Origin of the sequence: Neolewinella agarilytica, assembly GCF_900110645.1 — a bacterium.
Classification (GTDB): domain Bacteria; phylum Bacteroidota; class Bacteroidia; order Chitinophagales; family Saprospiraceae; genus Neolewinella; species Neolewinella agarilytica.
In genome coordinates, this window is record NZ_FOFB01000002.1 from 153,945 (window position 1) to 167,650 (window position 13,706).

Sequence of the window (13,706 nt, forward strand, 5' to 3'; positions counted from 1 at the left end):
GGTTTGTTTTTTAAAAAAAAAAGCCCTTCAAATAAATTGAAGAGCTTTAGTAATTTATGCGAGAAGAAGGCGAAATATTTATTTTCTATAGTCAATAAATTTTCTTGGCTTTCGTCCTCCGGAAGGGAATTGCATGCGATACATTTCTTTTTTCGATACTTCGAAAAATGTAGGCTTTAGCCGTAGCCGGGCATGGCATATTTCTTTTAAATGAACTTGTAGTTCGAGGTCGTTTACTCCGGCTACTGTGGTGAAGTATATTCTCAGGTCGTCTTGGCCAGATTCATTGGTAAATACTTCTATGACATAATTTTCTAATTCTGCTACAGAATTTAAGGAGTCATGAATAGCCGGAGGGTATATAGTTGTTCCCTTCACTTTTAGCATTTGGTTTTTTCGACCAATCACGGGGCTGAGCCTCGGAGTTGTGCGGCCGCAGGCACAAGCTTGATTGTGAAGTTGAACAAGATCTCCTGTGCGGAAACGAATCAAAGGCATTCCTTCTACCCCAAGGGTGGTGACAACCAGTTCCCCGATTTCTCCAGTAGTGACTGGAAAGCCAACTTGGTCCAGGACTTCGATATGGGTGAGTTCTGGATTGTGGTGACCTCCCTGACCCTCGCTACATTCGGTGAAAGCAGCACCTATTTCAGTGGAGGCATAGGTGCTGTGCAAGGATAATTCGGGCCATGCTTCTTTTAGTCTTCGCCCTAGTTCATTCAAACTAAAGTCAGGTTGGCGAATACTTTCACCTATGCAAATCACCTTGCGTAAAGAACTCGACCGATAATCAATACCATTCTCTTTAGCAAAGTGGATCAGCCTGAGTAAGAATGATGGTACACAGATAATAGCCGTGGGTTCTTCTCTGCGGATGCAATCCCATTGACTTAACAGGTTGCAAACTCCTTGGCGTATAACTGAGGCGCCAATTTGGCGAAGTCCCAGAAAGTAGGCTAAGCCAGCCATGAACCGTTGATCCATTGTACAGCAAAGCATTACAGTGTCTTGGCTACCAATGCCTGCAAGGGTGAGGGAAGCAGCTTCATTGCGTGTCAAGCGGTTCAAGTCAGAGTCTGTCAGGACAAAAGGAGTTGGCGTGGAGGTAGTTCCTGAGGTGCAGGAACGGTCTATGATTTGCTCATCTGATACACAGATGAATTTGCGATAGTCTTTGGCAATATCCTCTTTTGTGGTGCAGGGGATTTGGCGAAAATCAGTATAAGTCATGATGCTGCCAGGCTTCAACCCTAATTGCGAAAAGAGTTGAAAATAGTAGGGGCTGTAAGTCCCTGCATAGTTGATAGCTTTGCGTAATAAAACGGGGAGCAGGCCGATCTCCTGGCTGACCAATGGTGAAATAAGCTTAGTCATCACATTTTTATTTTTAGATTAGGTATATTGTTTTGGTAGCTGGCAACCATTTTAACTGCTGGCTTTCCATCCGCACATAGCATCCCGCGTACGCGCCAAATACCTTCTCCTGTTTTTTTTATTTTTAGTACTACTTCCACCTCGGGATTAAGTAATGGGTTGACGAAGCCGAGGTATTTGATGGAGTCAATCTTTTTAGGCCTTTCAAAGCCATCATAATGTGCGGCAGCCAGTTGCGTCATGATCTCTAGCGAACAAACGCCTGGAGTGATGGGGTTGTCAGGAAAATGGCCTTTGTATATTGAATGACTAGCGTTTAGTTGCAATTTAAATTCGCCACCTTCTGGCTCATTCTCTTGTTTGATAACCTTGAAGAGTGAATCGATAAAGTGCATAGCGTTTTATTATTGTTGGGTTACTAAAAAGGCGCTCAGGTACCGCTCGCCATAGTTATTAATGACGAGTATGCGCTCAGGAGTGGTAGTGCGAGATTTTACTTCTGTCCCCGAGAGCGCTTTTACCGCTAAATACAAGCCATGTGCTGCAGCGGTAGGAAACTCTCCTGTTTGGAGTTTGTAATTTATTACTGGGACATCCTGACTAAAAGCTTCCAGAATATTGTCATAACTCCTTTGGGCTTCGTTACCGAATGGACGGCCGCTTATAATCAGGTCTACGGTAGGAATAGTTTCTCCAAAGAGCGTTCTTTGTAGTTCTTGAGCAGACCATTCCCTGCGTGCAGTATCTGTTAGGAAAACAGTGAATATTGAGCGAAGACAGGCCTGTGTTTGGGCAGAAGGCTGGCCTGAAACCAAAAAGGTAGCGCCTCCCTCACCAATTGTACGATTTACTTTATCAGAGGGGGCAGAGGTTAGCTGGCCATATTTTGCAGACATTTCTGCGTAAAGGTCGTGGCCAACGATATCTAAACCTCCCACTATGATGTTTTGAGAGGATTTTGTCTGCAACTGTAGGGCTGCATCCATAAGAGCAGATTCTATGGAGAAGCCTCGTTGGGTATGCGTATTAGAATAGCCGTTGCAATTTAATCGTAAGGCGATTTGCCCGGCAGCGGTACCTAATAGGCTATTCATAAAGCGAGTTGGATTGGTTAGGCCTTCCTGATATTCGATCATTTTGCGTAGCATATCGTCAGTCGTTTGGCTAACGGTTTGCCCAATGCCCATAACTACGCCATCAATGGTCTCTATTTTGGCTTCTTCAAGTGCTGCGTAAGTAGTATGGAGAGCAAACCGACTGAGTCGGTCCATTCGCCTAAGTTTACGCTTATCTATATATTGGGTGTAATCTGGTTCTTCTACTTGGATAGAAGCAACTGAGATATCGGTAATAGGTTTGGCTCCGATTCGAGCCGCTCCATTAATGTAGACTGGTTGCATATTAGGTTTTACTTAGGACCATGGAGGAGCAGTAGCCGCCCATTCCAGTAGCATTAATAATTACATTGTTTACAGACTGCTTCTCGAGAGTTGTCGCTAACGGGCCTGAGCTTAGCTCTGGCATCGCTTCGGTCCAATTGTAATTTGGGTATTTCGTGCCGTTTAGAATACTCGTTATTCCAACGCCGGTGTTGATGGCTCCGGAGGCTGCTAGGGTATGCCCAAAGCTCGATTTTAGCGATACATAATCAGGGACAGCAACTTCTGAAAACAAATTGTGAATTGCAGCTCCTTCGCTTGCATCATTGTTGGGAGTTGCGGTTCCATGTGTTAGTATATAATCTACTTTATCTAGAGGCGTTTTGGATTGCTCAAGAGCAGAGCGCATAGCCATCTGAATTCCCACCCCATCGGGGGAAATCGAAGACGGGTGAAAGCGGTCGTTGTGGTTTCCATAGCCGGTAATCATTGCGATGGGCTTATTACCAGTTCGGCGTAGAGACGTTTCCGTTTCTAAGACAAAGTAGGCAGCTCCTTCTCCAAGATTGATACCCGAACGGGTAGCGTCAAAGGGGCGACAGCGGTTCTGATCAAGAAGTCTGAAGCTATTAAAGCCATTAATGGTAAACCTGCACAAAGCGTCGGCTCCTCCCGCAATGGCAATGTCAAGTTGGCCTGCCTGCAACAATTGAACGGCATTCCCTATGGCGTTGAGCGAGGATGAACAAGCTGTACTTATAGTCGATAAATACTGGACTCCGCCTAAGCGTTCGGCCAGATATTCCGCACAAAAAGCTGCTCCTCCTAACTGGAAGAAGTTGATGTTATGGAGGCGCCCTTCCACATGGTTGATATATCCATCTTCAGTGACATCCATCCCCCCAACGGTTGTTCCAGAAATGAGCCCGAGCCGCCCGCCAGCTCTATGAGCGTGGCGAGCTTGCTCGATGGCTTGTTCAACGGCTTTGGTGGCCAGGATGGAAGTTCTGTTCAATTGATATCCTCCCTGATTGGTTATTTCAGCGCGAAGGTCTTCTGTCTCTCGCTTGATTTCACCTACAGGAAAGGTCCCGCGATGACGGGTATTAAGGATTTCAATATTGCTAATTCCTCCTTTTGCGTCCGCGATTAGTGAGGTGTGAATTTCCTCGGGCGTCCAGCCTAAGGAGCAATTCATCCCCATCCCGGTAATATAGATCGGTTCCATAAGTCCGTAATTCATATTTGTACCACCGCTTCTAGGAGGTAACTGAAAAAAGAAGTGTTATGCAGCGGCAGAAGCAGAGCGCTCCTTGATGTAGTCGTAAAGCGTATTTACAGAAGAAAAGATGTTGTGCATATCTTCATCTTGACCTACTTTAATGTCGTAGTACTTTTCCAGTAAAACAACTAGTTCGAGTCCGTCGATACTGTCGAGGCCAAGTCCTCCACCAAAGAGCGGGGCGGCGGCGTCAATTTCGTCGGGAGTAATATCAAGAGCGAGCTCTTCGATAATTCTCAATTTGAGTGTGTCTATTGCGGACATGATAAACGTAATTTAAAGTTGTGAAAATTGATATTCCTTATTGAAATTTATTGGTAGGCGCTTTGAATCAAGCCGTAGGCTTAATCGCGCTTAGAGCCTGATTCGTCAGCGCAATCAATGGTAGCAGCGATTTCATCACTCTCTGCTTGCCCCCAGGAAGGACTGAGAGGGTCACGTTCTTCATTAGCTTTTTCTAGTTCAAAAGCTCTCTGAGCGGCACCACTGTATTTGCAAATTTTTTCGATGTCTCCACCACCAAATACTGCTGGTGTGTTCATTACGTGTCGGGTGGTTAATAGGTAGGCTCGTGGGTTTTTCCCATTTGCTTTTACGGCAGCTTTTAAATGACCCAAGGCTGTTGAATTCAACTTGTAACCACGAATCATTGGGTTTGCCCGCATACTACCATATACCAGGAATGCTTGTAGTGTCTCGATTTCGCTTACATCAACATTAGAACAATTGCTGGCTTGCTCAACAGCTTCAGTGGCTTTTTCAACCCAACCGTCTATGTCCTTCTTTTTTTCAATAGTGTGAGCAATTCGACCATATGCATAAGCGAGGTGGTAATGAGCTAACCAGTTTTCGGGCTCCTGCTTGGTAACTGTTTCGAGAACGGTTGCAGCGGCTTCAATTTCTTCGAGTGATTGAGCCTCACGCAGGCCTGCAACAGCTTCGCAAAGAGTCTCCTCATATGCTTCAATTGTTGCCGTTTCCTCATCTGATGATGCAACTGCGTACGTACCGGCTAAGCAGCTCATTGTGATGCTGCATAAGGCAGCTAGAGTGATAAATAAGAACTTTTTCATAATAATAAAATTTAATTAAGTTGTTGATTAATAATGTCATCCGTCCGGTCAATGCCGAAATTGACAAAGTATCCTAGAAATAGATATCTTTCCGTAAGGGGGCCAATAGCTCGTCGGATGTTAAAATCGTTCGCACTATATTCGTAATTGAGGGTTTGCTCAAAATTGAAAGCATTATAAACTGTCAAAACAATGACACTGAATGATTTCTTTGATTTAGGCAGGTACGCAATATTGAAATTGACGTTATGATATGTTTTAGTTCGATCAGAGTTGAACTCTCCTAGTGGTCGGTTTGGGTTGTAGTAAGGTCTTCCGGAACCAATAGTATAGGTAGAGGATAAATTAATCATCTGCTTTTGGAAGAAATGCTTTACTACAATGTTCCCTACATGCTTAGCCGCAAAATTAGGTTGAGCGGATACCGGATAATGCGAATAGCGACGTTCTGAATCCAGGTAACTGTACGTGAGCCATATGTCAGTTCCTTTATTAAGGCTTCGGTCACGATAGAAAACATCAAGACCTCGAGCATATCCTTTACCTGTATTATTATAGCTGGGGTTTTCTAAGTCTGTGTCGAATAGTACCAGCTGATCATATTCCTTTCTGTATAATTCTGCTCTGAAACTGCGTTTGTTTTCATTACGATTGTAGCCAAAGGTGAAGTGTTTGGCTCTTTCGAAATTGAGATTGCCTCCGGTAAGGTATAATTGCTGAGTAGCAGGGCGCTGGTGATAAACCCCCCAACTTGCAAAAAGCTGTTCTTTACTTCCTAGTATATAATTCAGATTCATACGAGGAGCGAAGTTCGTTTGGGATAGTAGGTCACTGTATTCTACCCGTAACCCCGCACGTCCGTGAAGTCTTCCAAATAAGGTGCCTGCTCTTTCAATAAAAGCCGCTCCGTAAGTGTCATTGAATATTCCGGTGAATTCTTCTACATCAATCAGGTCTCTACGGTGTTGTATTTCTGCTCCAAGATCAAAGGTTTGACTCTTATGACGGTGGTTGAGGTTTATACGGGCCTGACTCAACATGTTTTCTTCCCTGATAAACTCTCCGGCTTCAATTGGTAGAAGGTCTTCTTCAGAAATGAATTGATGGACGTTCGTGAAGCGTTTTCCGTACCCCATTCCGCCCGTTAATGTCCATTGGTTTGATAGCTCATGAGAAATAGTACTTTGCCAAAAAACATTTTTATTTTTTAATTGAGTGTGGTCACTTATTGTGGGGTTGTCCAGGTTTTGATCAAAGATTCCAATTTTAGAGTCTCCAATACTGCCGAAAGATTTGATAAGTGTACCCTCAACTGGCGCCCACTTAACATTCGCAGTACCTTCATATGTGACGGGGTATTGGGTGAAGGACTTTCGCGAAGGCATAAGTCGTAGAAACAAACCAAGGTTTTGGTATTTGCCAGTAGCGCCGACGGAGAAATTTCCCTTCCTGTTTACTTTTTCAAAACCAGCTTCTCCAAATAAAGGGCTAATGCCGATGTCGGCGCTTGATTTATTGGGAATATCAGTAGTTTCGAGCACTAGTGCCCCTGATATGGCTTGCCCATATTTTGCGGAGAAGCCTCCCGTACTCAGAAAAGTTCCTTTGAACATATTCGCGGAAAACCTTGCGGAACCAGCTGTGTTGGAAGGACTACTGTAATTGAAGTTGTCCACCAACATCCCGTCAACAAAGGCCTGGGACTCCCGTCCGGATCCTCCTCTGATGAATAAGCCGCTTGTCGTTGCTGCAGGTTGTACTCCAGCCATAGTTTGAAAAGCTGATTGCACATTTCCGTCTACCGCTGTTGTTAATGCTTCTACCCGATTTAGCTGAGTTGTACGTGCTTTGTCTGTAGTGTGGATTTGACGAACATCACTGACAACCACTTGCTCAAGACTTAAAGTTTCTTTTCCGAATTCAATGTCCACAGTGACACTGTCAGTTCCTGCCAGGCTAAGATTTCGTTCTACGTTCTCAAATCCGAACATACTCACAATTAGCCTAGCTCCGCCAGTTGCCGCAGTAGAGAAATGAAAGCTTCCGTCCAGATCTGTTACCGTCCCGTCATAAGTACCTTCTACCTGAAGGCTTACACCAATAAGTGGCTCTCCTTTCTTATCGTGTACTTTGCCATAGATAACCGTTTTGTCAGGTGCAGAAAAGTCCTCAGCGGCCTGAGCGAATATCTGTTGTCCTCCAACAATAATGAGTACTAGCCAAAAAGCTAAGGCTGGAATCTTAGAGTGAGTCAGCGAATTATGTAGCTTGGGTAGCAGTTGTATGAGTATCATTATTTAGTATTTTGGTCTTTTGGCCCCATGAGCCCCATTGTGCAGGAAACGAGCAATTGTTCTCCTACGTAGCAGAAAAAAGACATGGTACTATGGTTCCCATTCTGCGTGATAGTGGATGCTTCTGTTCGTAGAGTCTCCCCTAAGCGAGGAAGCCTTTCGTATTGAAGAGATCTGATGTTTACGATAAAACCAAATTCTCCTTTGCCCGTCTTACTCGCATCGCGAGGGCCTGACATTGATGCTGCTTTATAGGCCTGCCCAAGGCCAGCAGATTGGGCCATGTGCTCAATGGCACCACCTAAAAGCATTTCTCCAGTATCTGTGACAAATGGGTTTTCAGGACGAATCAGGAGCTCTCCTACTATTGTTCCCCCCTTGATGCCAAGTAGGCGATCAACAAGAATCATTGGCTCTCTATGAGGCAGGTAATTGGTAACCTCCTGGCGGTCGATCAATGGGTGGCCGTAATGGTGGAACATGGTCGTGATTTGGAGTCGTTAGAATACTGTGCGGTAGGTTTATGCCTGAGGTATGTCTGCTCTGTATTGGTGCTTGGTGAAGTAGCCCCAAGGTTGCCAGCCAGCCCCCGGGCAAACCACCCAAGGCTCTCTGCCATCTGTAGTGGGGGTGGGAGACTGGCTCGTAACGGGGACTCCGAGTGGGAAGAAAGTATTTGCTGTTGTAGAAATATGTGTTCTCATGGCAGTCAGATTGTAAGAGTGGTTGTGTGCTCTTTTTTCGTTGATACAAAGGTGGGGGGCTAAATCCTCCTTCAGAAGTACGGTTTTCCATGTTTTGCGCCCCGGAAATAATTTATTTTGGAAGCAATAGGAACTCTAAAGCACTAATTTTTAGGGCTTTAGAAATTTTTATTATATCTGTCCAAGGTCTTCAATGATGATTTGATCGTGGTAATTCTCCATGTACTGCTGCTGCTGTTCTGTACTCAGGTTGTCGTACTCAGCTGCTGAAGAGATGGCACCGATCTGGAGGAGGAGGGAAATTAGAATGGCAATCATGGTCAAATTATGTTTTGTGGTTTCTGTATGCCACAAAAGTATTGGTGCCAAATAGCCAAAAAAACGACATATTATTTCTGGTCGTGTCCTGGTAAATTTCTCATTATTTTAATTTCCGTTTTTATAAAATACTGATAATCAATAATTTATAAGGTTGTGTCTCACAAAAATTAGGTCGTGAAAGAGTCTTTTATCAGGGACATGTTCAGAAGTGGTTTGGTATTTAAATTTTTCTACTTTATCTTTAGAACCGTTGCCTACTAAACTGCGTGCTAAGACCTATCTGAATGAAATTACTGCAAGAGCTTGCGTTTGTTCTTAATCGCTATTGTGTTAAGAATATCAACGTGATAACCCCCAATCAATCAGGTGAGGGTGATTTAGTCAATGCTTTCTACAATATTCTGCAGGATGAGCCAGACTTAGATCATGAACAAATCGCGCAACGCTTATACGGATCAGAGAGTACAGATAAGGATAACCGCTTCCGAAAGCTTAAGCAACGGCTAACCCGGAGAATGGCTAACACCTTGTTTTTTATTGACCCCAAAGACAATCAGTTCAATGAGTTTCAGCGAGCTTATTACCAAACTAACCGGGACTATGCACTATCTCGTATCCTGGTAGGAAGAGATGCCTCAACGGCCGGAAATCACTTTATGCGTAAGGTCTATAAGCGCTCCAGCACTTACGACTTTACGGAGCTTTTGATGCTTAGTACTGATTCTCTGCGATCTTATTATGCTTATCGGTCAGCGGAACAGGAGAAGTATAAATTTTACCGGGAAGAATATCTCCGCGCCCGGAAGCTCTACGATATGGAGAATGATGTGCGCATGGCATACGAGGAAGTTGTGATGAACTACGGCGTAAGCCCCAAAGCCCGGAAAATGTCTATTGAGCTCATAGACAAGCGTTTGGAAGAGATTCATGAGGCCTATCCGGTAATCGAGCACACTTATCGGAGTATTATCAATTATTTCGCATTATCCATTTTGGGGCACCAACTTAAAGGGGATGCAAAAGGCTTACTTGCCATCATTGATAATGGCCTGGAGGCTGTCCAGCAAAAGCCATATCCTGCCGATATTCCCAAGTCCTTTTTTTACGTCAACAAGGTAGTGGTTCACATTATTGAAAAAGACTATCCGTCGGGCTCCGAAACACTTGCCGCTGCCGCTCCATTATTAGTTCCTGGCTTTGCTAACTGGTTTAAATTCAAGGAGATGGAGTTTTTGCTGGCGATGCATACAGGTCATTACACTGAAGCTTTAGCTACTTATCAATCGGTGGCAAATTATAAGTCTGTAGGCAGCATTCCTAAACGATACCAGGATCGCTGGCTGCTTAATCGGGCTTACTTATATTATCTGGCTTCCATTAATCGGGTGGAGATTCCGGAAGGAGAAGATCCCTGGGGCAAATTCCGCCTGGGCAAGTTTCTCAATAACGTTCCTGCTTTTAGCCGGGACAAAAAGGGTATGAACATCCCGATTCTTATCCTTCAAATTGCCTACAGTATCGTACTCAAGCGTTATGCATTAACGGTAGACCGTATTGAAGCGATTGAGAAATACCGCAGCCGCCACGTTCGGCGAGATGAAAGTTTCCGCTCGAATCTGTTCATTAAAATTCTCCTGCAATTCCCCGTAGTAGCCTTTCATCGCAACGGGGTGCGCCGTAAGACAGAGCGTTACGCAAAGCAGTTGAAGGACAACCCTATTGATCTGGCTAACCAGTCCTTTGAGGTAGAAGTATTGCCCTACGAAACGCTCTTTGAGTTGGCTCTGGAAAGCCTGGAGGTTAAGTTTCAACGCCGTGCAATGGCGAAGAAAACGGATAAAAGATCAGCCTCTCGTTAGCCTCAGAGGGTAGTGCCATCAGGAGTAAGGGCTCTTACCTGCCAGGTAAGGCAATTGAAACGAACATGGCAAATAGTCCCGAAATCATAAGCCGGCGCCTCACATCGTTCCCTTGGCAGGGCTAAAAGTGTACTGGCAGGGTAATATCCACCACTTCGAAGAGAATATGCCTTCGTTCAACTCAACCTTTGCTGTTTTCAAACCTTACCTTTGCACCTGCGTCCGCGGCTCCACTGAGCCTGTTGCACGTGTCCCAAACCAATACAAGACACAATCTTAAAGAATCTGTAGATGACTTACGATCTCATCATCATCGGCTCCGGCCCCGGCGGCTACGTAGCCGCCATTCGCGCTGCTCAACTAGGACTGAAGACGGCCATTATCGAACGGTATAATGATCGTCTGGGCGGAACCTGTCTTAACGTTGGTTGTATACCTTCTAAGGCGCTACTTGACAGCTCTGAGCACTATCATGCTGCTCACGAAAAATTCGCTGAGCACGGGATTAAAATCAGTAACCTCGGCATTGATATGCCGCAAATGATTAAGCGGAAGGACGAGGTTGTAGACCAAACCGTTAAGGGCGTCCAATTCCTGATGAAGAAGAACAAGGTTGATGTATTCTACGGTCATGGCTCCTTTACCGGCCCTAACGAAGTACACATTGCTGCTTCTGACGGCGGGGAAGATCAAAGCCTGACCGGCAAAAATTTCATTATCGCTACGGGGTCTAAACCCATCACGCCAGCTATGATGAACTATGATAAAAACCGGGTCATCACCAGCACCGAAGCCCTCAACATTAAAAAGGTTCCTAAGCGAATGGTCATCGTTGGCGGTGGAGTTATTGGCCTTGAACTGGGAAGTGTGTATGCTCGTCTGGGAACAGAGGTTGAAGTGGTCGAGTTTCAAGACCGCATCCTGCCTACGATGGATAAAGACTGCTCAAAGGAGCTAATGCGAGCTCTTAAAAAAACGGGGGTGAAGTTTCACCTGAAGCACAAAGTTGTTGACGTAAAAGGAACCAAAACCAAGGCTAAAGTCACCGTTGAAAAGCGGGATGGCGGCGAGCCTTTCGTTATCGATGCAGATTACTGTCTTATTGCTATCGGCCGCCGGCCCTATACGGATAATCTTGGCCTCGATAAAGCCGGCGTCAATCTGGATGAGCGTGGCCGCGTGGTGGTTGATGATCATCTGGCAACCAACATCCCCCATATCTACGCCATCGGAGACGTAATCCGTGGTGCCATGCTGGCTCATAAAGCGGAGGAAGAAGGCGTCTTTGTTGCGGAAACTATCGCTGGCGAAAAACCGCACGTTGATTATAACCTGATTCCAGGTGTGGTGTACACCTGGCCCGAAGTAGCTGCCGTAGGCAAGACGGAAGAAGAACTGAAAGCAGCCGGTATTGCCTACAAATCTGGAAAGTTCCCCTTCAAAGCTCTGGGGCGCGCCCGGGCGAGTATGGACCTGGAAGGTATGGTTAAGGTGCTCAGCGACGCAGAAACTGACGAAATTCTCGGCGTGCACATGGTTGGCCCCAGAACCGCCGATATGATTGCCGAAGCCGTTGCCCTGATGGAATTCCGGGCATCCGCTGAAGATGCTGCCCGGATGAGCCACGCACACCCTACTTATACAGAAGCCTTTAAAGAGGCGGCACTGGCGGCGACGGGGAACCGGGCGCTGCACGTGTAAAAGAACTATTTGTAGACTTTGCTTTAAATGTAAAGGAGGGTTGTGGTGTAATACCACAACCCTCCTCTATTATAGATATAGCCTATCTTACTCTTCGTCAGGTTTAGTAATGGTATGATTGCAACCAGCTGGTTTTAACAGGTCTATTGCTTTTTTGCAAGTACAACCTCCTCCGTCTTTGAAAGCACAAAGAGAACAATTAACACCTGAACAAGATTCCCCTAAAGATTTTGCTAAGAATAGATGAATTTCGTTTCCTCTACTTTCAGTAGTGAAGCGCATAGCTAACTTTTGACCATCCTCGACATCGGGTGACAAATCATTTCCTTCAGCATACAAAAAGTATTTTCCGCTTTCAGTCTTGTTCTCTACCAATTCAATTAGACTAATGTCAGAAACAGGGAAATTATTCAGAAAAATACTCGTGACCTCAGCATTAGGGACGGTCAGGGCGGGGCCGGTTTCCGTGATCCTGCCAACCAATGACGGAGCCTCAGCCACAACCGGATCAATTTCGTCGGGCGCACAGGCCTGTATAAGGCAGACAAGGAGTATTACAAATAAAGAAATCTTACGTAACATAATGCAATTAGGGTTGATGATTAACCAGCAAAGGTGTCGCTTTTAAGCTTTGCACTAAAAATATAGTTAATCAGGTTTAGAATATCCACAATGTATTAAGAAAAAAAGTGACCGCTCCAAAATATAATAGCATTATATCCTGGGAATACGTATTTATTTTCTACGTGCAATTTTGGCCCGCAGCGCCCGGTGGTCCGAATACCCCGTTTCTATTCGCTCAATATCGAGTACAGAAAGACTGGTGTCCACCAGCAAAAAGTCAATCCGCAGTCCGGGAAGCGGCCCAGTAAAGGTGGTTCCTGTCCCAAACCCGGCTTCCGCCCAGGCATCCCGGAGGCGGGGCGTCAGGATCCGTTGGTAGGTATAGGAAGATGGGACGTCGTTGAAATCTCCGCCGACGATGACGGGGTAGGGGCTTTCCTTAATAGCTTTTCTGATCTCGTTAGCCTGCTGTGCGCGAATAGCAGCGGAGGCGCCATAGCTGCGAAACATCGACTCCGCGCGGCCCAGGCCTTCGGCCAGCGTGGAGTCTTGCCCGATTTCACCCGCCATACCGCTAATTTGATTGGATTGAAGGTGCGCGTTAATCACCCTAATGGTGCCTAAGTGCGTTTTTACATCTGAAATTAAATACCCATTGTAACCCCTTGGGGTATTGAAAACATCCTTGACGAAAGTTATCTCGTTGGCGTAAATGGCAATGGTTTTCTTTTGGGGTTGGTGCCGCTTGCTCAACTGACTGGCGGCTTTCACCTCCTCAATAAAGGAAGAGACTGGCCGTTCACTTCTGGCCTCCTGTAGAAGCAGGATGTCGGGAGGTGAATCCTTAATAAATCGAGTGGCTGTTTCGGCCGGCATTCCCTTCCAGCTTTGATCTTTGAAGCTGTGAACATTTGCCGTCAGTACGCTGATCGGGGAAGATTCCTGGCTGCTATCTGCCGGTTGGCCGAACGCGAAAAGACGCCCGATGAGTGGCATCGTAGCCACTAGAATAAGGGCAGGAAGCAATGCCGATCTCCACTTTTTCCAATACAGACACAGTAAAAGAAAAAGTAGTGTTACCAGCAAAAGGCCAGGCAGCAGTAACGAAATAACGGATGGGGGCCACCAGACGTCTGGTGGGACAAATCTCGCGAG

Annotated in this window: 13 protein-coding genes; 2 read left to right on the forward strand and 11 right to left on the reverse strand. The window is 45.6% G+C overall.

The window, feature by feature from the left end; genetic code table 11:
* Window positions 1-78: 78 nt before the first annotated feature.
* The 9 genes from BM123_RS02895 to BM123_RS24155 form a co-directional block, all read right to left on the reverse strand.
* Complete coding sequence (locus BM123_RS02895) at window positions 79-1,374, reverse strand: phenylacetate--CoA ligase family protein (protein ID WP_090165315.1); 1,296 nt, start codon at window positions 1,372-1,374, stop codon at window positions 79-81.
* Window positions 1,374-1,769 (reverse strand): hotdog family protein, encoded by a 396-nt coding sequence (locus BM123_RS02900; protein WP_090165316.1) that lies wholly within the window; start codon window positions 1,767-1,769, stop codon window positions 1,374-1,376. The genes BM123_RS02895 and BM123_RS02900 overlap by 1 nt, the downstream gene beginning before the upstream one ends.
* A 9-nt stretch (window positions 1,770-1,778) precedes the next feature.
* Window positions 1,779-2,774, reverse strand: a complete 996-nt coding sequence (locus BM123_RS02905; RefSeq protein ID WP_090165317.1) for a beta-ketoacyl synthase N-terminal-like domain-containing protein — start codon at window positions 2,772-2,774, stop codon at window positions 1,779-1,781.
* A gap of 1 nt (window position 2,775) precedes the next feature.
* Complete coding sequence (locus tag BM123_RS02910) at window positions 2,776-3,981, reverse strand: beta-ketoacyl-[acyl-carrier-protein] synthase family protein (RefSeq protein ID WP_175489227.1); 1,206 nt, start codon at window positions 3,979-3,981, stop codon at window positions 2,776-2,778.
* A 57-nt stretch (window positions 3,982-4,038) separates the two neighbouring features.
* Window positions 4,039-4,299, reverse strand: coding sequence for a phosphopantetheine-binding protein (locus tag BM123_RS02915; protein WP_090165319.1), 261 nt, complete (start codon window positions 4,297-4,299; stop codon window positions 4,039-4,041).
* An 80-nt stretch (window positions 4,300-4,379) separates the two neighbouring features.
* Window positions 4,380-5,108 (reverse strand): hypothetical protein, encoded by a 729-nt coding sequence (locus tag BM123_RS02920; protein WP_090165320.1) that lies wholly within the window; start codon window positions 5,106-5,108, stop codon window positions 4,380-4,382.
* 11 nt (window positions 5,109-5,119) lie between these two features.
* Window positions 5,120-7,402: a TonB-dependent receptor gene (locus BM123_RS02925; protein ID WP_090165321.1), complete on the reverse strand. Its 2,283-nt coding sequence runs from the start codon at window positions 7,400-7,402 to the stop codon at window positions 5,120-5,122.
* Window positions 7,402-7,884 (reverse strand): hypothetical protein, encoded by a 483-nt coding sequence (locus BM123_RS02930; protein ID WP_090165322.1) that lies wholly within the window; start codon window positions 7,882-7,884, stop codon window positions 7,402-7,404. Before BM123_RS02930 ends, BM123_RS02925 begins: the two co-directional genes overlap by 1 nt.
* Before the next feature lie 393 nt (window positions 7,885-8,277).
* On the reverse strand, window positions 8,278-8,424 hold the full coding sequence (locus BM123_RS24155; protein ID WP_175489228.1) for a hypothetical protein: 147 nt from the start codon (window positions 8,422-8,424) through the stop codon (window positions 8,278-8,280).
* Window positions 8,425-8,711: 287 nt separating this feature from the next.
* Between BM123_RS24155 and BM123_RS02935 the strand changes: the two genes are divergently transcribed.
* Both BM123_RS02935 and lpdA read left to right on the forward strand, forming a co-directional pair.
* Window positions 8,712-10,286 (forward strand): hypothetical protein, encoded by a 1,575-nt coding sequence (locus tag BM123_RS02935; protein WP_090165323.1) that lies wholly within the window; start codon window positions 8,712-8,714, stop codon window positions 10,284-10,286.
* A 291-nt stretch (window positions 10,287-10,577) separates the two neighbouring features.
* Window positions 10,578-11,987, forward strand: coding sequence for a dihydrolipoyl dehydrogenase (lpdA, locus tag BM123_RS02940; protein ID WP_090165324.1), 1,410 nt, complete (start codon window positions 10,578-10,580; stop codon window positions 11,985-11,987).
* Window positions 11,988-12,074: 87 nt separating this feature from the next.
* On the opposite strand, the gene BM123_RS02945 is transcribed toward lpdA, so the two are convergent.
* Window positions 12,075-12,569, reverse strand: a complete 495-nt coding sequence (locus BM123_RS02945; protein ID WP_090165325.1) for a hypothetical protein — start codon at window positions 12,567-12,569, stop codon at window positions 12,075-12,077.
* A gap of 153 nt (window positions 12,570-12,722) precedes the next feature.
* The gene (locus BM123_RS02950; protein WP_139211738.1) at window positions 12,723-13,577 is read right to left on the reverse strand and encodes an endonuclease/exonuclease/phosphatase family protein; all 855 of its coding nucleotides are present in this window, start codon (window positions 13,575-13,577) and stop codon (window positions 12,723-12,725) included.
* Between the last annotated feature and the right edge of the window lie 129 nt (window positions 13,578-13,706).